22 protein-coding genes and 1 other RNA gene are annotated in these 21,234 nt (G+C 60.7%); 12 read left to right on the forward strand and 11 right to left on the reverse strand.

Annotated features, from left to right (window positions below):
* The first annotated feature begins 174 nt into the window (after positions 1-174).
* Positions 175-840, forward strand: a complete 666-nt coding sequence (locus BLP23_RS13015) for a YiaD family glycine zipper/OmpA-like lipoprotein (RefSeq protein WP_092585258.1) — start codon at positions 175-177, stop codon at positions 838-840.
* A 51-nt stretch (positions 841-891) separates the two neighbouring features.
* Here the strand turns inward: BLP23_RS13015 and BLP23_RS13020 are convergent, their stop codons facing one another.
* Entirely contained in the window at positions 892-1,299 is a 408-nt protein-coding gene (locus BLP23_RS13020) for a DUF2000 family protein (protein WP_092585259.1), read from the reverse strand.
* Between the two features lie 32 nt (positions 1,300-1,331).
* Here BLP23_RS13020 and BLP23_RS13025 point away from each other — a divergent pair, with 32 nt between their 5' ends.
* Entirely contained in the window at positions 1,332-2,219 is an 888-nt protein-coding gene (locus BLP23_RS13025) for an AraC family transcriptional regulator (RefSeq protein ID WP_092585260.1), read from the forward strand.
* Here BLP23_RS13025 and BLP23_RS13030 read toward each other — a convergent pair.
* Both BLP23_RS13030 and BLP23_RS13035 read right to left on the reverse strand, forming a co-directional pair.
* Positions 2,179-3,270, reverse strand: a complete 1,092-nt coding sequence (locus tag BLP23_RS13030) for an AbrB family transcriptional regulator (protein ID WP_092585261.1) — start codon at positions 3,268-3,270, stop codon at positions 2,179-2,181. The genes BLP23_RS13025 and BLP23_RS13030 overlap by 41 nt on opposite strands.
* Positions 3,271-3,483: 213 nt before the next feature.
* Positions 3,484-4,386, reverse strand: coding sequence for a LysR family transcriptional regulator (locus BLP23_RS13035; RefSeq protein WP_092585262.1), 903 nt, complete (start codon positions 4,384-4,386; stop codon positions 3,484-3,486).
* Between the two features lie 93 nt (positions 4,387-4,479).
* On the opposite strand from BLP23_RS13035, the gene BLP23_RS13040 reads away from it, so the two are divergent.
* The 3 genes from BLP23_RS13040 to BLP23_RS13050 all read left to right on the forward strand — a co-directional run bounded on the left by BLP23_RS13040 (position 4,480) and on the right by BLP23_RS13050 (position 10,833).
* Positions 4,480-5,514, forward strand: a complete 1,035-nt coding sequence (locus BLP23_RS13040) for an aldo/keto reductase (protein WP_092585263.1) — start codon at positions 4,480-4,482, stop codon at positions 5,512-5,514.
* 91 nt (positions 5,515-5,605) lie between these two features.
* Complete coding sequence (locus BLP23_RS13045; protein ID WP_092585264.1) at positions 5,606-7,018, forward strand: FAD-binding oxidoreductase; 1,413 nt, start codon at positions 5,606-5,608, stop codon at positions 7,016-7,018.
* Between the two features lie 89 nt (positions 7,019-7,107).
* A complete protein-coding gene (locus tag BLP23_RS13050; protein ID WP_092585265.1) occupies positions 7,108-10,833 on the forward strand; it encodes an AsmA family protein in 3,726 nt (1,241 codons plus the stop codon).
* A gap of 8 nt (positions 10,834-10,841) precedes the next feature.
* Here BLP23_RS13050 and BLP23_RS13055 read toward each other — a convergent pair whose 3' ends face one another.
* The 4 genes from BLP23_RS13055 to ssrA all read right to left on the reverse strand — a co-directional run bounded on the left by BLP23_RS13055 (position 10,842) and on the right by ssrA (position 12,414).
* The gene (locus BLP23_RS13055; RefSeq protein ID WP_092585266.1) at positions 10,842-11,054 is read right to left on the reverse strand and encodes a ribbon-helix-helix domain-containing protein; all 213 of its coding nucleotides are present in this window, start codon (positions 11,052-11,054) and stop codon (positions 10,842-10,844) included.
* A 97-nt stretch (positions 11,055-11,151) separates the two neighbouring features.
* Positions 11,152-11,346, reverse strand: a complete 195-nt coding sequence (locus tag BLP23_RS13060) for a DUF4169 family protein (protein WP_092585267.1) — start codon at positions 11,344-11,346, stop codon at positions 11,152-11,154.
* A gap of 64 nt (positions 11,347-11,410) precedes the next feature.
* Positions 11,411-11,923: an SspB family protein gene (locus BLP23_RS13065; protein ID WP_074068899.1), complete on the reverse strand. Its 513-nt coding sequence runs from the start codon at positions 11,921-11,923 to the stop codon at positions 11,411-11,413.
* Between the two features lie 127 nt (positions 11,924-12,050).
* Positions 12,051-12,414, reverse strand: a transfer-messenger RNA (tmRNA) gene (ssrA, locus tag BLP23_RS13070).
* Between the two features lie 135 nt (positions 12,415-12,549).
* Here ssrA and BLP23_RS13075 point away from each other — a divergent pair.
* Positions 12,550-13,467, forward strand: coding sequence for a thymidylate synthase (locus tag BLP23_RS13075; RefSeq protein WP_092585268.1), 918 nt, complete (start codon positions 12,550-12,552; stop codon positions 13,465-13,467).
* Between the two features lie 12 nt (positions 13,468-13,479).
* Here the strand turns inward: BLP23_RS13075 and BLP23_RS13080 are convergent, their stop codons facing one another.
* Both BLP23_RS13080 and BLP23_RS13085 read right to left on the reverse strand, forming a co-directional pair.
* On the reverse strand, positions 13,480-13,695 hold the full coding sequence (locus tag BLP23_RS13080) for a hypothetical protein (protein ID WP_092585269.1): 216 nt from the start codon (positions 13,693-13,695) through the stop codon (positions 13,480-13,482).
* Complete coding sequence (locus tag BLP23_RS13085) at positions 13,696-13,962, reverse strand: hypothetical protein (RefSeq protein WP_092585270.1); 267 nt, start codon at positions 13,960-13,962, stop codon at positions 13,696-13,698.
* A 202-nt stretch (positions 13,963-14,164) separates the two neighbouring features.
* Here BLP23_RS13085 and BLP23_RS13090 point away from each other — a divergent pair, with 202 nt between their 5' ends.
* The 5 genes from BLP23_RS13090 to BLP23_RS13110 all read left to right on the forward strand — a co-directional run bounded on the left by BLP23_RS13090 (position 14,165) and on the right by BLP23_RS13110 (position 18,749).
* The gene (locus tag BLP23_RS13090; RefSeq protein ID WP_092585271.1) at positions 14,165-14,683 is read left to right on the forward strand and encodes a dihydrofolate reductase; all 519 of its coding nucleotides are present in this window, start codon (positions 14,165-14,167) and stop codon (positions 14,681-14,683) included.
* A gap of 149 nt (positions 14,684-14,832) precedes the next feature.
* A complete protein-coding gene (hflK, locus tag BLP23_RS13095; RefSeq protein WP_092585272.1) occupies positions 14,833-15,909 on the forward strand; it encodes an FtsH protease activity modulator HflK in 1,077 nt (358 codons plus the stop codon).
* Between the two features lie 3 nt (positions 15,910-15,912).
* Entirely contained in the window at positions 15,913-16,845 is a 933-nt protein-coding gene (hflC, locus tag BLP23_RS13100) for a protease modulator HflC (RefSeq protein WP_092585273.1), read from the forward strand.
* 9 nt (positions 16,846-16,854) lie between these two features.
* Complete coding sequence (locus BLP23_RS13105; RefSeq protein ID WP_022714421.1) at positions 16,855-17,040, forward strand: DUF2065 domain-containing protein; 186 nt, start codon at positions 16,855-16,857, stop codon at positions 17,038-17,040.
* Positions 17,041-17,141: 101 nt separating this feature from the next.
* Positions 17,142-18,749 (forward strand): DegQ family serine endoprotease, encoded by a 1,608-nt coding sequence (locus BLP23_RS13110; protein WP_074068893.1) that lies wholly within the window; start codon positions 17,142-17,144, stop codon positions 18,747-18,749.
* 97 nt (positions 18,750-18,846) lie between these two features.
* Here the strand turns inward: BLP23_RS13110 and BLP23_RS13115 are convergent, their stop codons facing one another.
* Positions 18,847-19,413, reverse strand: coding sequence for a GNAT family N-acetyltransferase (locus BLP23_RS13115; protein WP_092585274.1), 567 nt, complete (start codon positions 19,411-19,413; stop codon positions 18,847-18,849).
* On the reverse strand, positions 19,410-20,300 hold the full coding sequence (serB, locus tag BLP23_RS13120) for a phosphoserine phosphatase SerB (protein ID WP_092585275.1): 891 nt from the start codon (positions 20,298-20,300) through the stop codon (positions 19,410-19,412). The genes BLP23_RS13115 and serB overlap by 4 nt, the downstream gene beginning before the upstream one ends.
* Here serB and miaA point away from each other — a divergent pair, their 5' ends adjacent.
* Positions 20,301-21,203 (forward strand): tRNA (adenosine(37)-N6)-dimethylallyltransferase MiaA, encoded by a 903-nt coding sequence (miaA, locus tag BLP23_RS13125; RefSeq protein ID WP_092585276.1) that lies wholly within the window; start codon positions 20,301-20,303, stop codon positions 21,201-21,203. It begins immediately after the preceding gene.
* Positions 21,204-21,234 lie beyond the last annotated feature (31 nt).

Here is a 21,234-nt window from a genome sequence, read left to right on the forward strand (position 1 = left end):
TGTCTCGATAGGCCTGTCGAGACTGCTGTGGCAAATTGGCGATATCCTCGTGATTTGTGCAAGCGAGACGTGTCCATTCCACTGATTTTGTTTTATCGGAGGGGACGCGTTCATCTTGTTGCCGCATTCCATAATATTTGCTCGGGCCAGCTTCGAACGGAGAGCTTTCTGTCCATGATCAAGAAATTCGTACTTCTGGCGGTGGCCGCCAGCTACCTGACCGCCTGCACCACGACCGACCCCTATACGGGCGAGCAGAAAATGTCGAATACCGCAGGCGGGGCAATGCTCGGGGCTGTCGGCGGAGCGCTTGCGGGTGCCGCCCTTGGTGGACGCGGACATGGCCCGCGCAATGCGGCGCTGATCGGCGCCGGCCTCGGCGCGCTCGCAGGCGGCGCGATCGGCAACTACATGGACCAGCAGGAAGCGGAACTCCGCGCCCAGCTCCAGGGCACCGGCATTTCGGTGACGCGTAACGGCGACAACATCATCTTGAACATGCCCTCGAACATCACCTTCGACATCGACCAGGACGCCGTGAAGCCGGGCTTCTATCCGACGCTGAACTCGGTAGCGATCGTGCTCAGGAAGTTCAACCGCACACTGATCGATGTCAACGGCCATACGGATTCCACCGGCAGCCTGCAGCATAACCAGGATCTGTCGCAGCGCCGCGCCCTTTCGGTTGCCGGTTATCTCGGCGGACAGGGTATCGACCAGCGTCGCGTCTCTGCCGTCGGCTTTGGTCCGTCGCAACCGGTCGCGTCGAACGCGACGGAGGCTGGCCGCGCCCAGAACCGCCGCGTCGAGATCCAGATCGCGCCAATCACGCAGAGCTGAGCTGCGCCACATTTATCAAAAACGGCCGGTCATCGCCGGCCGTTTTTCATTTCAGGCATGCATTTTCGCGCCCTTAGTGATTTTGTCGACGATCTTCTTGCCGGCGCGCAGACCGACCCCCACGACCCTGGCATCTTCCGGCGCGTATTCGGCAAAGACGGCGCGATTGGCGGCGTCATGGCCGGTCGCAAACATCTCCTCGATGAACAGCGAGGATGGAATCTCGCGCTCCAGCACGCGGCGATGTATCGCTGAAATCGTCGCCTCATCGGCCGATAGCACGATGATCGGCTGAACTGACATGGCATTGTAGGTGTTGCCGGCGCGGTCCTTGTAGGCTTCGCCGATGAGCGCCGGATTTTGCCCGGCGATGCCGCTCATCAAAAAGGCGGTTACATTCAGCTTCTGCCATGACTCAAGATTGTTTCGCAGAACGATCGCAATTTTGGTATCAAACATTCCAGTCTCTTTCGTGCGGTTTCGAGGTCGCGTTGAGCCAGGATGTAACGCCGCAGGTTTTCGAAGGTCTTGAACGTTTGTGCGTGCCAAAGGGCGGCGACGGCATTGTCGCAGCGCCAGCCTTTCCCGGCATCGAACGCATCGAGGCGAAATTCAGCGGAAATGCCTTCGAGCCGCACAGACACGACACCTATGCGCTCGGAGTGACGCTGAAGGGCGTGCAGACCTTCTCGTATCGCGGCGAAAGGCGCTTCAGCATGCCCGGTCAGGTGATCGTGTTGCATCCAGATGAAGTGCATGACGGCGGCGCGGGCACCGATGACGGGCTGCGATACCGCATTCTCTACCTGGAGCCCTCGCTGCTTGCCGAATGCCTGGAAGCCGAGAAACTCGGGCTGCCTTTTGTCGATCAGCCTGTCATCAGCGATGCGGTTCTTGCCGACGTCCTGCTTGGCGCACTGACCGATCTCGATGGAGAGCTCGACGAGCTTTTCGTCGACGATTTCCTGATACGCATAGCCGACGGGCTTGTAAGGCACGCGAAGGCATTGCGCAGGCTGCCCGCCAGCCTAGCCTGGAATCAGGCCCGTTGCGCCCGCGACTACCTTGAAGCACATGCGACGCGAACGGTGCGTTCCGGCGAGCTTGAATCGGTAACAGGACTCGACCGCTTTACATTGTCGCGGCATTTCCGGGCCGCATTCGCGACCAGTCCGCATCGCTATCTTCTGATGCGGCGGCTGCAGCAGGCACGGACCATGATCGGCGAGGGCGGCGAGCTATCGGACGTCGCCTTTGCCACCGGCTTTGCGGATCAGAGCCACCTGAACCGGCATTTCAAGAAAGCCTACGGCATGACGCCTGGCCAGTGGGCTGCGCTCAGGCGGGGCTTTCAGCCAGGCCGCTCCTTCGCGCGATGAAGCGCGCGAGCATCGGCCCGGTAAACAGGATCACCACAAACCGCCCCACCTGCATCGCCATGACGAAGGGCAAGTCGACATCGCTAGAGGCGGCGATGATGGCAACCGAATCCGCACCGCCAGGACTGGTCGCGAGATAGGCTGTCAGCGGGTCGATGCCCGCGAATATGTGCAAGGCCACGGCCATCAGCCCGCAGATCGACATCAAAAGCAGGATGGAGGCGGAGACGCGCGGCAAAGCGCGGGCGGCATGCTTCAGGATCGAACGGGTGAAGCGCAGTCCGATGCTCCAGCCGATCAGGGCATAGCTGATCGCGAGCAGCCACATCGGCAGCTCGATCGTCAGGAGGTCGAAACCCTGCAACAGAGAGCCTGCGAGAAGCGGCAGGATGATGGTGCCACCCTGGATGCGGAAACGGAAGGTAGCATAGACGCAACAACAGGCAAGCAGCACAGTAGCGGCAAATGCCGACCAGTCGATCGGCGGGAAGAGAACGAGCGGTGGCAGCTCGCCGTCGGCGCCGACCCAGAGACGCGAGACGCCGGAAGCGGCAACGCAGACGAGGACGACGCGCAGATACTGCATGAAGGCGACAAGGCGGGCATCAGCGCCATAGGCCTCCGACATGATGACCATGGCCGAGGCGCCGCCGGGGGAGGAGCCCCAGACGGCGGTGGTGCCGGGCAGCACCTGCAGCCGGGTCAAGAGATAGCCGAGCACGCCGGCGATGGCGATCACCGAGACGATGACCAGCATGAAGAGTGGTGCATCCTTGGCCATCGTGGCGAGAATGTCCGGCGTGATGGCGCGAGCCATCATCAGGCCGACCAGAGCCTGCCCGCATTGCAAGGGCCAGTAGGGTACGCGCATCTGGCCCTTGCCGATCACCAAGGCGAGAAAGATCGCTGCGATCATCGGCCCAACGAGCAGCGATGCCGGAAGGGCGAAAAGTTCAAGAACGACAACGAGAGCGGTGGAGAGGCTAAGCAGCAGAACCCATCTCGGCAGGCAGGCTTCTCGTATGGCTCGGCTTGCGGCTTCAAACGGCATCGAACGCCTGTCTTTTCCGACCGATGGGCCGCGGTGAACGGCAGAGAAATTCATCGGCAACAACATAAGGACCGGCGGGAGCAGCCGGAAATCTATTGCCGGTATATGGGCAGGTTCAGCCGGCCGCAATTGCGAAATATGTCTTGCTTGGCGAAAATTCCGCCTGGCGCGCGCCAGCCGAATAGCAGCATTGCGGCAGGCGCAAGGCTCGGCCTAGAGGCGAACGTTGGCTGCGAGAAAATCGAGCAGTACGCGGACGCGGGCGGGCAGCGGACCGCCTTGGCCGATATAGACGGCATAGAATTCCTCAAGGTCGCCGGGGTTCAGATCTTCAAGGACAGATACCAGTCTTCCTGCGGCGATATCGGCTCGAACAGTGAAGACGGCAAGGCGCGCGAGGCCGGCGCCGGAAAGTGCCAGGTGGCGCATCCCTTCGCCGTCGCCGACCTGAATGCCCGGCGTCAGCGGCACAAGCACCGTGTCGTCTTGATCAAGTAGCGGCCAGCCGCCGATGGCGCGGGAATAAGAAAAGCCGACGCGGCAGTGCCGTTGGAGATCGGCAATCGACTTCGGTTCACCATGGCGGCGAAGATAGTCCGGCGAGGCGACAATGAACTTGCGGACCGCGCCGAGCTTGCGGGCGATCAGGCTGGAATTCTTCAGCGGTCCGGCGCGGATTGCGACGTCGGCGCGCTCCTCCATGAGATCGACGATCTTGTCCGTGTAGGAAATGTCGAGCGTCACGGCCGGATGAAGCGCCATGAAGGATGGTATGAGCGGGGCGAGCACATGATTGCCGAAGGACGCGCTTGTATTGATACGGATCGGCCCGGCCGCCTGTTCGCCTGCTGAAGCATAGCGCTCGGCCTCGGCGATATCGGCGAGGATGGAGACGCTTCTTTCGTAGAATGCGCAGCCTTCCGGCGTCAGTTGCAGGCGCCGCGTCGAGCGGTTGATGAGACGTGTGCCAAGCCGGGCTTCGAGGCGGGCGATGAGCTTGCTGACGGCCGACGGCGTCATCCGGCAGGCGGTCGCCGCGGCGGTAAAGCCGCCGAGTTCGACGGCGCGCACGAAGACGTCCATTTCGCCGGAGCGATTGATGTCCTGACGGCTCATGATGAATTCAAATCACAAATGACTTTCTCGCTGGCAATCTATATCGCGCCTTAGTGAGTGTCTATCTCTCCTCAAGACAACAGGAGACAGTCCATGGAATACAGAAGTCTCGGTGTATCCGGCCTCAGGGTGCCGGTCTTGAGTTTCGGCGCGGGCACCTTCGGCGGCAGCGGTCCATTGTTCGGCGCATGGGGCAATACCGACGCGGCGCAGGCGCGGCGTCTGGTCGATATTTGCCTTGAGGCAGGCGTCAATCTCTTCGATACCGCCGACGTCTATTCGGCGGGCGCATCGGAGAAGGTTCTGGGGCAGGCGATCAGCGGCAAGCGCGACGCTGTGCTCATCTCCACGAAGATGGCCTTGCCGATGGGTGAGGGGCCGGCAGATTGGGGAACCTCGCGCTTGCGGCTGATCAAATCCGTCGACGACGCGCTTCGCCGCCTCGGCACAGACTATATCGATTTGCTGCAACTGCATGCCTTTGATGCCTCGACGCCCGTCGAGGAGGTGCTTTCGACGCTCGATCGACTCATTGCTGCCGGAAAGCTCCGCTATATCGGCGCGTCGAATTTCGCCGGCTGGGAGCTGATGAAATCGCTCGCCGTCTCGGAGCGGCATGGCTACGCGCGATACGTGGCCCATCAGGTCTATTATTCGCTGGCGGGCCGGGACTACGAATGGGAACTAATGCCGCTCGCTGCCGACCAAGGCGTGGGTGCGCTTGTCTGGAGTCCACTTGCCTGGGGAAGGTTGACCGGCCGGATCCGCCGCGGCCAGCCACTCCCGGAAGGAAGCCGGCTGCACCAGACGGCGGAGTATGGCCCGCCGGTCGATGACGAAATGCTCTTCAACATTGTCGACATTCTCGATGAGATTGCCGCGGAGACGGGCAAGACCGTGCCGCAGATCGCCATCAACTGGCTGACCGCGAGGCCAACCGTGTCCAGTGTCATCATCGGGGCGCGCAACGAAGAGCAGCTGCGCCAGAACCTCGGTGCCGTCGGTTGGTCGCTGACGAAGGAGCAGGTCGAAAGGCTTGAAAAGGTCAGTGCGGTGTCGGCGCCTTATCCGTATTTCCCGTACAGGCGGCAGGAAGGCTTCGCTCGGCTCAATCCTCCGCTCGTTTGAGCCATCTCACGAGACTCTTGACTGGACAGGCGCCATTCGTTGTCCCATACCAACCTGCCCGTGACGGCGGATAGTATGGGAGATCAACAGGATGGCGCTCAGCGATGCAAAGGCTGGAAAACGCAACGAGGAGGGCATTTCGGCGGTCGTCGGCATCTTGAAACAGCGCTTCGGCGAGCGCTTCCAGACCGGCGAATCCTTCCGCGCCCAGCATGCGCATACGACCACCTACATTCCGGCGCAATTGCCCGACGGTGTGCTGTTTGCCGAGACGGCCGATGACGTGAAGGCGGCCGTTAAGGTCTGCGCCGAACACCAGGTGCCGGTAATCGGCTTTGGCACCGGTTCTTCGCTGGAGGGGCAGGTGAATGCCCCGAACGGCGGGATTTCGATCGATTTCAGCCGGATGAACCGGGTTCTCGAAGTGAATGCCGAAGACCTCGATTGTACCGTCGAGCCGGGTATCACACGCGAGGAACTGAATGTTTATCTCCGCGATACTGGCCTCTTTTTTCCCATCGACCCCGGCGCGAATGCCTCGATCGGCGGCATGGCTTCGACGCGGGCGTCCGGAACCAACGCCGTGCGCTATGGCACGATGAAGGACAATGTGCTCTCGGTCACGGCCGTGACTGCGAATGGCAAGGAAATCCGCACCGCGCGCCGGGCGCGCAAATCCTCTGCGGGTTACGACCTGACGCGCCTTTTCGTCGGCGCCGAAGGCACGCTCGGGATTTTGACCTCGGTGACGCTGCGGCTGCAGGGAATTCCCCAGAAAATCGCAGGCGGGGCTTGCTCCTTCCCGACAATCAAAGCCGCCTGCGACGCGGTCATCATGACAATCCAGATGGGCATTCCAGTCGCTCGCATCGAATTGCTCGATGACGTGCAGATGCGGGCATGCAACGCCTATTCGGGCCTGACTTACGCCGAGAGCCCGACGCTCTTCCTGGAATTCCACGGAAGCGACGAGACCGTCGAGCTTCAATCGGCGCAGTTCGCCGAGATCGCGGCCGAATGCGGTGGCGGCGAATTCCTTTGGACGGCAAACGCCGAGGAGCGTAACAAGCTCTGGAAGGCACGGCACGATGCTTATTGGGCCTGCCGCGCGCTGGCGCCCGGACTTGCCGCACTTTCGACCGATGTTTGTGTTCCGATATCGCGGCTTGCCGATTGCGTTGCCGAGACGCAGGCCGATATCCAGGAACATGGTTTGCTGGCGCCGATTGTTGGCCATGCGGGAGATGGCAATTTTCACGTGCTTCTCCTGTTCGACGACAAGACGGCGGAAGGTGTCGCAGTTGCGGAGAATTTCGTGGTGCGGCTCAACCAGCGGGCCCTCGCGATGGATGGAACGTGCACCGGAGAGCATGGAATAGGACAGGGAAAGATGGCGTTTCTCGAGCAGGAACTCGGCGGTGCCGTCGATCTTATGCGGCAGGTGAAGCAGGCGCTCGATCCTGACAATATCTTCAATCCGGGCAAGATTTTTCATCTTGTCTGAAAACGGAACAATCCCATGATCTTCGGCTTTGCTCCCGGCATGAATGACAGTAGTGTCGGCAACGGAATCCCGAATGGAGAATGCTTGATTTGATAGGCCGGTTCCTCGTCTTTTTGGGGGGAGTGATCGTCGTAGTGCTCTTTGTGGCACTGCTCGCGCCGCTTTTCATCGACTGGACTGACTTTCGCAGGAATTTCGAAGATCAGGCAAGCCGCATCATCGGCAAGAAGGTGACGGTGCACGGCACGGTCGATGCGCGCCTTTTGCCTTTTCCGTCGGTAACGATGCATGACGTGCGTGTCGGGCAGGAAACCAACGGCCAGCCGATCGTGCAGATCGAGCAATTCGCCATGGATGCCGAACTTGCGCCGTTCCTTTCCGGCGAAGCGCTGATTTTCGATATGCGCGTCGTCAATCCGAAGCTGCGCCTGCGCCTGTTGAAGGACGGCACGCTCGATTGGATGCGCGGCAGCCGGCCAGAGATTCCTGCAAAGACCGTCGTTCTGGAAAGTGTGCATGTCACCGGCGGCGACGTGCAGTTCATCGACGATCAGTCCGGCCGCGCCCGCAGTATTACGGGGCTGAACGCGGAAATGTCGGCCCGGTCGCTGGCAGGCCCCTGGCGGATCGAAGGCGATGCGGCGCTCGACGGCGAGCATGGCAGCTTTTTGATTTCCAGCGGACAGCCCGACGAAACCGGCGCGCTGCAGGTCAGGACGCAGCTGATACCCGATCAGCGTCCGGTCAAAATCGATCTCGATGGTCAGCTGAAGCTGGCAGACAGAAAACCGAATTATCAGGGCCTCATGTCGGCTGCGGTCGAGAACCGCGGCGCGGCCAAATCCGACGACAAGAATGCACTGCCGCCGCGCGTCAAAGGCCGCTTCGAACTGACCAACGAGCGCATCCGGCTTTCCGAGTACCGGATGGAAATCGGCTCAGTGGACGATCCTTATGTGATCACCGGCGAGGCGACGCTCGATACAGGCAACGCGCCCGAGTTCCTGCTGATCGCCGATGGCCAGCAGATCGATGTGAACAGGATCGGCAATCAGGGCGCAGGCGGCAAGACCGCGCGCGATCCCGGCCTGTCCGCGCGGCAGCGGCTCAATTCACTGATCGACATCATCGCCCAGATTCCTGTGCCACAGGTGCAGGGCAAGGCGAGCGTCAAGCTGCCGGCGATCGTTGCCGGGGACACGACCATCCGCGACGTTCAGCTCGATCTGCAGCCGGCCGGCAACGGCTGGACGATCGACAATGCCGTCGGGACGCTGCCGGGCCGCACCCAGGTGGAAGGCCAGGGCCAGCTGACGCTAAGGGGCGACCCTTCCTTCAACGGGCAGATTACCGTTGCCTCCAATCAGCCCTCGGGGCTTGCCTCCTGGCTTGCGGGTTCGGTCGACCCCGCGATCCGTCAATTGAAGCAGGCGGGCTTTTCTGCCGATGTCAGCCTGACGCATCAGCAGCAGCTCTTCAACAATCTGGAGATTGCCATCGGCCCCGCTACGCTGAAGGGCAAACTGGAACGGCAGGCGCTGGAGAACCAGCCGCCCCTGCTGAACGTCGACCTGACCGGCGATGCGATCGACCTCGATGCGCTGAGGGCGCTGACGGGTCTGTTCACGGGGCAGGACGCAGGCGAAAATGTGCTCGACCACAAGATTACGGCGCAGCTGAAGGCGGATAAGTTCAGCGCCTTCGGCGTCGAGGCAGAGAATGTCGAGACCAGCTTTACGATCGCTGACGGGGCGCTTGCGGTCGACAAGCTGGTCGCCAAAAATCTGGCGGGCGCCGAAATCACCGCCACTGGCCGGGCCGAAGGCTCCTTGCTCGATTACAAGGGCTCGGGGGAGATCACCTTGAAGTCCGCCGATCCGGGACCTTTCTTCACGATGCTGAAGGAGCATCTGCCCCAGCATCCGGTGATGGACCGACTGGTGCGCAATGCCGCCTGGTATACCAACACGGCGCTGCGCGGTGCGCTGACGCTTGGCGGCGACGAGGGCGATGGGCTTGCGCTGACGCTTGCCGGCGTTTCCAATGGAAGCCGCGTGAACCTCGACTACCGCATGTCGGATCTGTTGGCGCTGACGGGCAAGGGCACGACCAATCTGGAGGCGACGCTCGAAAACAGAACGACCTCGATCCTGTTCGGGCAGGCGGGCCTCGATCCGCTTCCGGTCGAAGCCGATGCCAACGGCCGGCTCGCCCTGAAAGTCCAGGCAAGCGGTACCGATCCGGCCGATGCATCGCTGACCTTAGCGACAGACCGGACGTCCTTTACTGCGAATGGCAAAGTCGATGTCCGTCCCGGGAATTTCATGAACGGCCAGATTGGCGTCTCGCTCGAGAGCGCCGATCTCGATCCATATCTCGTGATGAACGGCATTGCGCTGCCGCAGATGGGAACCGGGCTGCCTTTCGGGCTGCAAACAACGGCAACCATCGATGGCGACAAGATCGTCTTCTCGGACCTCAAGGGACATGCCGCCGATAATCATTTTTCGGGTGCGCTGACGGTCGATCGCAAGACAGACAGGACGACAGCGAGCGGCGAACTTGCGCTTGATCGCGCCGATGCGACCTGGCTGGGCGAAGCCGTCTACGGCCCGATGATAGATGGTGCGACGGGCAACTTCTCGACCGCAGTACTTGGGCAGCCGGTGTTCAAGGATATGGATGTCAACCTGAAGTTTTCGGCCAAGGAATTCTGGCCAGGATGGTCGGCAGCGGTAACCGGCTTTACTACCAATGCTGTTTATAAGGGCGACGAACTGCAGCTCAACGACGTGAAGGGCGGCTGGGACGGCGGCCAGCTTTCCGGCAACCTGCTTTTCACCAATGCCGAGGGCACCGGCTTCTTCCAAACCAAGCTTTCACTGTCCGATTCCGATCTTGCCGGCGTCGTCTGGCTGCGCGACGGCGCGCCGGTTGCGAACGGCAAGTTCGGGCTTTCTCTCGGTATGGAAGCCTCCGGCAAGACGATGACGGACCTCGTGAGCTCGCTTACGGGTTCCGGCGAGCTGCGGCTTGGCGAGACCGCCGTGCGCGGGCTGAACCTTGCGATCCTGCCGCCGTTACTTGCTGCAACGGATCCGATGCAGGACCAGCTCAACGCCGGAAAGATACATCCCATCGTAGAAACGCTGCTCAACAATGGAGAGGCGAAACTTCCGCCGACGGGCATTCCGTTCAACATCACCGACGGCGTGCTTCGCGTGCAAAACGTCACCGTTGCCAACGAACTCGCCAAGGTCACCGGCAATGCGCAACTCAGCCTGCCGCAGGAACGCATCAACGCATCCCTGAACATCACTCTCAATCCGGGCGAGGAGGCGCTTGCAGGCGCCGAGCCCGCGCTGCGGCTCAACTATTCCGGATTGCTCGCATCGCCCGGGCGGACGATGGATGTAACCGATCTCGCCGGATATCTGTCGCTTCGTGCATTCGAACGCGAACGCCGCCGTGTCGAGCGGCTGCAGTCGAACGTTTTGGAAAAGCAGCGGTTGCGGCGCGAGGTGGCGCTCTACAAGTTTAATGATGCGCAACGCGCAAGAGCCGCGGCGATCGAGGCCCAGCGCAAGGCCGAAGAGGAGCGCCTGCGCGCGCTTGCCGCGGAAGCTGCGCGGCAAAAGGCCGAGGCGGAGGCTAAGGCCAAAGCGGAGGCTGAAGCAAAAGCGAAGGCGGAGGCCGAGGCGAACGCCGCTGCTGAGGAGGCAGCGCGACGCGCGCAGCAGCTCAACCAGCCGCCACCGATAACCGGCAACCGGCTGAATTTCGATGCCTTGCCGGGCGTGCCGTTGCCGCAGTAGGGCTCGCTCTAGCTGCGGTTTTTCAACCAGCTCAAGACATGGATCCGCAGCGCGGAGGAGAGGTTGCTTTGCGGCTCTCGCCGGTCGTCGATTTCGGAGATGAGGGCCGCAAGCGGAATGGCGCGGGCTGTGGCGATCGCTTTCAGCTCGGCCCAGAATTCGTCTTCCAGCGAGAAGCTGGTGCGGTGTCCATGCAGGCTGGCCGAATGCTTGCGGATCATCGGGCTTTCCGCAAGCCTTTTTCGCGGAGTTGACAGATTGGGGGAGGAAATACCGCCAAGCGATTGACTGCGGATTCTTTTCGGCCCTTCTGCGCCGTCATTCGCCGCCTTCGTCCTTTTCGATCCGGCCCTGTCGGTGTGCTTTTTCGGCCTTCTCGTTCAGCGCTTTGGTCAGCTGCTTCTCGGTCTTGGTGCGGCCGAAATGGATACGATTCTGCTCGGCCTGTTTTTCCTTTTCGGAACGGGCCTGCTTCTTCTTGAACTGGCGGAGATTAACGATTTCTGCGCTCATGGCTTGCCTCGGTCCGGCTGGAAAAGGGCACATGAAAAAGGGAAGCGTCTGCTTCCCTTGGTATCTACTGCTTCTTGCGGAAGGCGTCGAGCGATACGACGGATCCCGGCTTCTTCTCGTCACCCTCGGCGGGTTTTGCCGCGGGCGGTTCCTCGCCTTTTTCGGGTGCGACTGGATAGGCGGTGATTTCGGCCGCGGGAACTTCCTCGCCGTCCGTCAGCGGCACGTCGAACTCAAGTTCGAAATTGACCGAAGGGTCATAGAAGCCGCGGATGGCATTGAAGGGGATGACCAGCTTTTCGGGCACGTCGGAGAAGGAGAGGCCGATCTCGAACAGCGATTCGGTGATCTTAAGATCCCAGAACTGGTGCTGGATCACGATGGTCATCTGCTCCGGATACTTGGATTTCAGATGCTGCGAGATGCGGACGCCAGGTGCGCCGGTCAGAAACGTAATGAAGAAATGATGGTCGCCGGGCAAGCGGCCCGTCGTTGCGACTTCGGACAAGACCTTGCGGATCACGCCACGTAGCGCGTCCTGTGCCAGAATGTCGTAGCGGATGTGGTCCTGCCCCATACTTTTCCTGTCTTTCTTTGGTTCGGAAGTCTTTTCACAAGGGTATATGCCATGTCCGGCGGCCTTGGGAAAGGCTAGTGTCCGAGTCAGCTTCACAAACAATACATGATTTGGACGGCAGGGAGAAGGTGAAGGCTTCTGTTGCCAGGTGCCTTCGGACCCCGCCTTAAGGTGCTAACCAAAAGGACTTAGAGCGGAATTCCCGCACCGCCGTTAGGCAGCGAGAGCATATTCCTTAGCGTTGTTGTCGTTTGCAACTACACTTGTGACCCGATAACGGCGGTATCATGCCGAGCAAAAAGTCGATCTTTACACCCTTGTCGATCCTGTTTCGCCCCCATCAAAAGCAGTCGTGGACCGGCTGTTTTTGGTGGAGGCGCCGGGTACCGCCCCCGGGTCCAATAGGTTTATTACACCGCTCATTTATCGCCATAGCCGGTCCGAAAACCGGCAAGGCTGATATAGTGTTTTCCGAAGCGCATGGAAAGGGGATATGTCACAAAACCGTGCAGGCTGCATGAGAATTGCAGGGATAAGCCTCCGCACAGTTGGTTTCAGCGACAGAACCGCCTAAATTGGGTAACGGAATCGGCCGCGACCATGTGATTGCACACGGGGAGACACGGATGCTGCGTCATCCTGAATATCAATATCTAGACATCATGGGCCATCTGCTGGAGAAGGGCGATCGGCGGATGGATCGCACCGGCGAGGGCACGCTTTCGACGTTCGGCGCGATGATGCGCTTCGATCTTTCGGACGGCAGCTTCCCTGCGTTCACGACCAAGAAGGTCTTCTGGAAGACGGCGGTGAAGGAGATGCTCTGGTTTTTGACCGGGCAGACGAACATCCAGTCGCTGCTTAAGGAAAACGTCAAGATATGGACGGACTGGCCTCTTGCTGCATACCGCAAGGCGACGGGCGAGGAGATATCCCAGGACATGTTCGAAAAGCGCGTTCTCGAAGACGACGCTTTCGCGGCGAAATGGGGCGATCTCGGACCGGTCTATGGCAAGCAGTGGAGGCGGTGGCTTGACCGGAACGGCGTGGAGCACGATCAGATCGGCGCGCTCATCCATAGCCTCAAGACCAATCCGACGAGCCGGCGCATGCTGTTCCACGCCTGGAATGTGGGCGAGATTGATCAGATGGCGCTTCCTCCGTGCCATATGACCTATCAGTTTCACGTTTCCGGACTGCAGCGCGGCAGCGGCAGGCCGCAGCTTTCCATGCTCGTGAACCAGCGCTCGTGCGATATTTTCCTCGGCGCGCCCTTCAATATATGCCAGCAGGCAGCATTGCTTGCGATGGTCGCCCAGCAGGTGCAGATGGATCGGGGTGAACTCATCTGGGTCGGAGGCGATACGCATCTCTACCTGAACCACCTCGATCAGGCCAAAGAGCAGCTTGCGCGCAAGCCCATGCCCTTTCCCAAGCTGGTACTGACGCGCGAGCCCGACGAGATCGACGGTTATCGGATCGACGATTTCGAGGTCGTAGGATATCAGTCGCACGATCGGATCGATGCCCCGGTCGCCGTTTGACGGGAGATTGCCCTAGCGGACCGAGCGTTTGCCGTTGCGATCGGCAAGTGCTTGCTGACTTCTGTGAAGCTCGTTCATGACTTCCGCGAGCCGGCCTGCCTCCTGCTCGTCCAGCCCGTCGAGGATCTGTCCGCCGAACGACGCAGGCGACTCCGTGACGTGGTCCCAGACGATCCATTGATTCATAGGGTCGCAGATCACGTCAAATCGAGGCATCGCATTCATCATTCACATCAGCCTTCCGTTATCTTTCCGGATTAGGCCGACAGCCGTTAACAGACGCTTTCCGACCCTACCGAGCATGCGTTCCTTGCGTTTTACCGGGATAATCGGGAAGCCCAAAAAATGCCAGGCAAATGCCGTGCCCAGGCCTGTCGTTACCGGAGAACCGGCCTTGCCGCCTGTGATAACCCATGCGAAAAGCCCCGCCGCCATGGCGACGATGACGAGGTCGATGCGGCTCGGCCGATTGTTTTGCGCGGATCTGTCTCCCATGAAACTCAACTTAACGTAGCATTTTCCGGAGTAAAATTGAAACATACGGCGTGGTTTACGAATTGCTTATGCTGCGTTGCGATATCTCGCATTCGAACGTGCCCGCAGGCGGGGAGGGGATTTCATCGAGCATCACTTGCTTGTTGGCCCGCCCGGCGGTAGATCCGGCCGGCCAAGCCGTCACTTCAAACTCAGGAAATTCATGTCCGACATCAGAAAGACCATCGTCGTTGCCGTGGCCGAGAATGGCGTCATTGGACGGGACGGCGACATGCCCTGGCGGCTTTCGACCGATCTCAAGCGCTTCAAGGCGATGACGCTCGGCAAGCCGCTCGTGGTCGGGCGCAAGACATATGAGAGTTTTGGCAAGCCGCTGCCCGGACGTCCGCATGTGGTGATTTCCCGGCACGCGACGATCGAGCAATCGGATGTGACAATGGCGCGTTCTTTTCCCGAGGCGATCGGCATTGCCGAAAGGCTGGCGCGCGATACTGGCCAGACCGAGATCATCATCGCCGGCGGCGGAGAAATCTATGCGCAGGCAATGGCGCTTGCAGACCGGATGTGCGTCACGCATGTGCAGACCCATGTTGCGGGCGACACATCCTTCCCTTCGATCGACCCTGCCGACTGGATGGTAGTTGAAGAAATCGATGTACCGGCAGGCGAAAAGGACAATTATCCGACGCGCTTCGCCATCTATGAGCGCCGCAGCGCCTGAAAACGAAATATTTATCAATAAATATCGCCAAGTTCTTCATGCCGCGTTGAAAGCAGCTGCGCCGATACCTATAACGGTCACAATCGCTTAAAGCCTGCCGCCCCCGCGGGCACGATGCGATTGGGAGTTTAACGAACAACGAGGTTTTGATGCCCTGGAGCAATCAGAATGGCGGCGGCGGCCCATGGGGCGGCGGCGGCGGTAATAATCAGGGACCGTGGGGGCAGGGGCCGAACCGCCCGCGCGGCGGCCGGGGTGGGCCGCCCGATCTGGAAGATATCATCCGGCGCGGCCAGGATCAGCTCCGCAACATCGTACCCGGCGGTTTCAACGGCGGCGTGGCGGTGATTATTGCCGCCGTTCTCGTCATCTTCTGGCTCTTCCAATGCATCTACATCGTCCAGCCGGACGAGCGTGGTGTCGAGCTTCGCTTTGGCCAGCCGAAGGAAGAGATTTCGACGCCGGGGCTGCATTTCCACCTCTGGCCGATGGAAACCGTCGAGATCGTCAAGGTGACGGTGCAGCAGCAGAATATCGGCGCGACGTCGGCCTCGTCTTCGACAGGTCTCATGCTGTCGGGCGACCAGAATATCCTGAACGTCGAGTTCTCGGTCTTCTTTACCGTGATCGATCCCAAGGCCTATCTCTTCAACGTCGAAAATCCGGCCGAAACGCTGCAGCAGGTGGCTGAAAGCGCTATGCGCGAAATCATTGGCCGGCGCCCTGCGCAGGATGCCTTCCGCAACAACCGCCAGCCGATCGAAACGGAGGTTGCCGCCATCGTGCAGGGCACGATGGACCGTTACAATGCGGGTATTGCGGTAACCGCGGTCACCATTCAGGACGTGGCGCCGCCGCGAGATGTCGCCGATGCCTTCGAAGAGGTGCAGCGTGCCGAACAGGACAAGCAGCGCCTCGTCGAAGAAGCGAACCAGTATGCCAACCAGAAGCTCGGCCAGGCACGAGGCGACGCGGCCCAGATTCGCGAAGCAGCGGCTGCTTACAAGGACCGTGTCGTCAAGGAAGCGGACGGTGAGGCGCAGCGCTTCACCGCCATCAACGAAGAATATTCGAAGGCTCCCGAAGTGACCCGCAAGCGACTATTCCTCGAGACGATGGAACAGGTGCTGAAGAATTCCAAAAAGGTCGTGATCGATGAGAAGCAGGGGATCGTTCCCTATCTGCCGCTCAACGAGATCGGCAAACCGGCACAGCAGGGAGGTTGAGCCATGACATCGAACAGACTTCCCGTCATCATCATCCTGCTCGCCGTTGTGCTGGTCATCGCTTATTCCTCGGTTTTCGTGGTCAATGCGCGCGAGCAGGCAATCGTCGTGCGCTTCGGCCAGATCCAGTCGGTGAAGACGGAGCCGGGCATCTACTTCAAACTGCCTCTCGCCTTCATGGATGCCGATCGCGTCCAGATCGTCGAGAAGCAGGCGCTGCGCTTCGACCTTGACAATATTCGCGTCCAGGTTCGGGGCGGTTCGACGTTCGACGTCGATGCTTTCGTGATCTACGACATCAAGGACGTGCGCAAGTTCCGCGAGACGGTATCGGGCGACCGCGAGGCCGCCGAAGCGCGACTTCGCACCCAGCTCGATTCGTCGCTCCGCCGTGTCTACGGTCTGCGCGACTTTGATGCCGCCCTTTCGGACGAGCGCGTGGCGATGATGCTCGAAGTGCGCGACGACCTGCATGGCGACGCCGAAAATCTCGGCATCAATATCCAGGATGTGCGTATCCGCCGGACCGACCTCACTCAACAGGTGGCGCCGCAGACTTATGGCCGCATGCGGGCCGAGCGTCTCGCCGAGGCCGAGCTGCTGCGCGCGCAAGGCACCGAAGAGGGCCAGCGTCGCCGGGCTATCGCCGATCGCCAGGTGGTCGAGATCACGGCGGAAGCCCAGCGCGACGCGGAAATCATCCGCGGTCAGGGTGATGCGGAGCGCAACCGCATCTTCGCAGACTCCTTCGGCAAGGATCCGTCGTTCTTCGAGTTCTATCGTTCGATGGCGGCCTATTCCTCCGCGCTTTCGTCCCAGGATACGACGCTGGTGCTGTCGCCCAATACGGAATTCTTCCGGTATTTCGACAATTCCAACGGCAGGACGCCTCCGGCTCCACCTCAAGCCCCGGCACCTGCGGTCCCATCAAACTGACGCATCCGGATGCAGGATTTCCTGACAGGAATCGCATTCTTTCTCATCATCGAGGGGCTGGTCTACGCACTGGCCCCTCGTTTTCTCGTCGAGATGGCCCGGCTGCTTCCAACGGTTCCGGAGCGCCAGCTACGCATCTTCGGCCTTGGCGCCGTCGTGCTCGGTGTCGTGCTTGTCTGGTTCGTCAGACGCTGACGCAGATTGCACGGGATTTCGCGAAAAGGTGATTTCACGCTCCATCATTCCGCCCTATGTTGATGGTCAGACTGCCGCTTTGACCCATAAGAGGAAGCTTGATGGCCCCCACGACACGCCCGACCTTCAGACGATCGCTCGCTCTCCTGGCCGGGGTTGCACTTCTGGCAAATATCGGTCTTACCGGCGCCGCTGAAGCGCAGAGCACGCCTCCGTTGAATGGTCCGGCCTCGGTTGCCGATCTTGCTGAAGGGCTTCTCGACGCGGTGGTAAACATATCCACCTCGCAGAACATCAAGGGCGATGAAGGTGCCGGCCCGGCGCCGCGCGCACCGGACGGCTCGCCGTTCCAGGAATTTTTCAACGACTTCTTCAATAAGCAGCAGGGCGGCCAGGGCGGCAACCACAATGTCAGCTCGCTCGGCTCCGGCTTCGTCATCGATCCATCGGGTTATATCGTCACCAACAATCACGTGATCGAGGGCGCTGACGACATCGAGGTCAATTTCGCCAATGGCACCAAGCTGAAAGCCAAGCTCATCGGAACGGACACGAAGACCGATCTTTCGGTGCTGAAGGTCGAACCGAGGACGCCGCTGACGGCCGTGAAGTTTGGTGATTCCAGCGACATGCGCATCGGCGACTGGGTCATGGCGATCGGCAATCCGTTTGGTTTCGGCGGGTCGGTGACCGTCGGCATCATTTCCGGCCGCGGCCGCAATATCAACGCAGGCCCGTACGACAACTTCATCCAGACCGATGCGGCGATCAACAAGGGCAATTCCGGCGGTCCGCTCTTTAACATGAAGGGCGAGGTGATCGGTATCAACACGGCGATCATTTCGCCGAGCGGCGGCTCGATCGGTATCGGCTTTTCGGTGCCTTCGGAGCTTGCTGCGGGCGTGGTCAACCAGCTTCGCGAATTCGGAGAAACGCGCCGCGGCTGGCTCGGCGTGCGCATTCAGCCGGTGACCGACGACGTAGCCGACAGCCTGGGTCTCGATACCGCCAAGGGTGCGCTCGTCGCCGGCGTCATCAAGGGCGGGCCGGTCGACAACGGTTCGATCAAGGCGGGCGACGTCATCCTGAAATTCGACGGCAAGCCGGTCAATGAGATGCGCGACCTACCGCGCGTCGTGGCCGAAAGCCCAGTCGGCAAGGAAGTTGACGTCGTCGTGCTGCGCGACGGCAAGGAGCAGACTGTCAAGGTGACGCTCGGTCGTCTGGAGGACAGCGATCAGGCCGCTTCCAACGACGCTGATACCTCTCCGGATGGTGTGATCAATCCTGATCCGGAGGAGAACGACGACATGGACGAGCCGAATCCCGATCAGGATCAGGTCCAGCCGGCACCCGACGGCAAGGGCCAGACCGATCAGCAGGCGCCTGTGACGCCCGATGCCAGGACGCCGAAGGATGTGCTCGGCCTATCGCTGTCGCAGCTCAGCCCCGAGATCCGCAAGACTTTCGGCATTGCGGAAAGTGTGGACGGCGTCGTGGTGACGGAGGTGGCGCCCGGCTCGGCGGCCGCCGAAAAGGGCCTGAAGGCCGGCGACGTGATTGTCGAGGTCGCCCAGGAATTCATGAAGTCGCCGGATGCCGTGGCTGCGAAGGTGCAGTCGTTGAAGCAGGAAGGCCGCCGTAACGCGCAGCTGATGATCGCCTCGGCAAATGGCGATCTGCGGTTCATCGCAGTACCAATGGAATAACAAATCCTTTCAGGAACTGCTGAACCGCTCCGCGCTGGTGTCTGCGACGACAACAGCACGACATTCTCCTGTCTCTGTCGCGCATGGGCAACCGGTGTCAGCCGATCTTTCGTTCCCACTGCTGACGGCTGATCGCATAGAGCACGTGGCGTTTCAGATGCGGATGCGTGTCGGGAACGCGGGGATGATCGAAATCGCGGTCAGGATCGTGATGCAGGCCAAGTCGGCGCATGACGGCGGTGGAACGATGATTGTCCGCTACCGCGAAAGAGACGATTTCGGGAGGATCGAACTGGGTGAAACCATGGCGAAGTGACGCTTGTCCCGCTTCCGTCACGTATCCCTTGCCCCAATGCCGTTTCGCAAGACGCCAGCCGATTTCGATGGTGCCTGCCGGGAGGAACGGTTCGAGTTCGGGCTTCCAGAGGCCGCAAAAGCCGATCGGCTCATCGGTCTCCCTAAGTGCCATGGCATAGAAACCAAGCCCCGCCTTGGCGATGGCATCGCGGATACTATCCAGCATCGAATCTGCTTCGGCGCGGTCGCGGCGAAAGGCGAAGAATTCCATCACTTCAGGATCGGAATTGATCTCGTGGAAAAGCGGCCGGTCCGCATCTGTCCAATTGCGCAAAAGCAGGCGGTTCGTCGTCGCGATCACTGTCATGGGCTCACAAAATCCGTCTTTCGGTAGCCCTGGATATAAAGCAGTGCGGTCAGATCGCCGTAGTTGATGCGCATTTTCGCTTCGGCGGCGACGGTGGGCTTGGCGTGCAGGGCGACGCCGGAGCCGGCGAGGTGGATCATGCCGAGATCGTTTGCGCCGTCGCCGACGGCGATTGCGTCTTCGGTGGAGATACCAAGTCTTGCGGAGATTTCGTTGAGTGCATCCACCTTCGCCTGCTTGCCGAGGATCGGCTCGGCAACGAAGCCGGAGAGCAAGGCTCCCTCTTCAAGAAGAATGTTGGCGCGGTTTTCGTCGAAGCCGAGAGTTGCGGCGATCCGGCTGGTGAAGACGGTGAAGCCGCCGGAGACGAGGGCGGTATAATAGCCCTTCGATTTCATCGTGGCGATCAATTCCGGACCGCCGGGCGTCAGCGTGATGCGCTTGGCGATAACCTCATCGATGACTGAAACCGGCAGGCCCTTCAGGAGTGCAACGCGTTCGCGCAGTGCGGGTTCGAAAGCGATTTCGCCGTTCATAGCGCGGGCGGTGATCGCGGCGACCTTGTCCTTGAGGCCGACTTCGGCGGCAAGCTCGTCAATGCACTCCTGTCCGATCATCGTCGAATCCATGTCGGCGATCAGCAGTTTCTTGCGGCGCGTTTCGGCCTCCTGGACAACCAGATCGATCGGTGCGCTGGCGATGGCCGCGAGGATATTGGCCTCCGCCGCTTGCGTATCGGTGCCGTCGCGAAGGGCGATATCGCAGGCGATGCCGTCTGCCAGCCAGTAGAGCCCCGATGCCTTCACGGTTTCGGCGGCCTGTTCGGCGAGATTCGGCGTGAGAACGGGATTTGACGGATTGGCAACAAGCGTGGCAACGAGAGCCATATGGAAAACCTTCTAAGCGCAACAAGTGCGATCCTGATAACCGGGCCGACCGCCAGCGGCAAGTCCGCGCTTGCCGTGGAACTGGCGAAACGCCACGGCGGCGCTGTCATCAACGCCGACAGCATGCAGGTCTACGGCACGCTGCGCGTCCTTACGGCGCGGCCGTCCGAGGCGGAGATGCAGGGTGTGCCACATCATCTGTACGGCCATGTGCCGGCAAGCGCTGCCTATTCGACGGGGACCTGGCTGCGCGATGTCACGGCATTGCTGCCCAATCTGCGTGCCAAGGGACAGTTGCCAGTGTTTGTCGGAGGGACGGGGCTTTATTTCAAGGCGCTGACGGGCGGCCTGTCGGATATGCCGGCGATACCGGAAGACATCCGCAACCGGCTACGGGCGCGCCTGCTGGATGACGGCGCCGAAGCGCTGTATGCCGAACTTGCCAAGCTCGACCGAGCCGCTGCCGGCAGGCTCAGCATCCAGGACGGGCAACGCATCGTGCGTGCCTTGGAGGTGGTGGAAGCAACGGGGCAATCGATCCTGCGCTTCCAAGGGCAGGCGGGGCCGGTGATCGTCGATCCGGCGAGGGCGGAAAAGATCATCGTCCTGCCGGAACGCGCCGTGCTCCACCAGCGCATCAACAGGCGCTTCGAGAAAATGCTGGAGCAGGGTGCGGAAGATGAGGTCAAGTCGCTGCTGGCACTGGACCTTTCATCGGAAATGCCGGCAATGAAGGCGATCGGCGTTTCGCAGATTGCAGCCATGCTGAAGGGCGAGATGACGCGCAGCGAAGTGATCGAGAAGGGTGCTGCTGCGACACGGCAATACGCCAAGCGTCAGATGACCTGGTTTCGCAATCAGATGGACGAAAGCTGGAAGCGCCTGACGTCGCCGCAGCCGTGATCAGCGCGTAAGCTTCTGTCAGTCGTTATCA

The sequence above is a fragment of the Rhizobium mongolense subsp. loessense genome, from assembly GCF_900099775.1.
GTDB lineage: Bacteria > Pseudomonadota > Alphaproteobacteria > Rhizobiales > Rhizobiaceae > Rhizobium > Rhizobium loessense.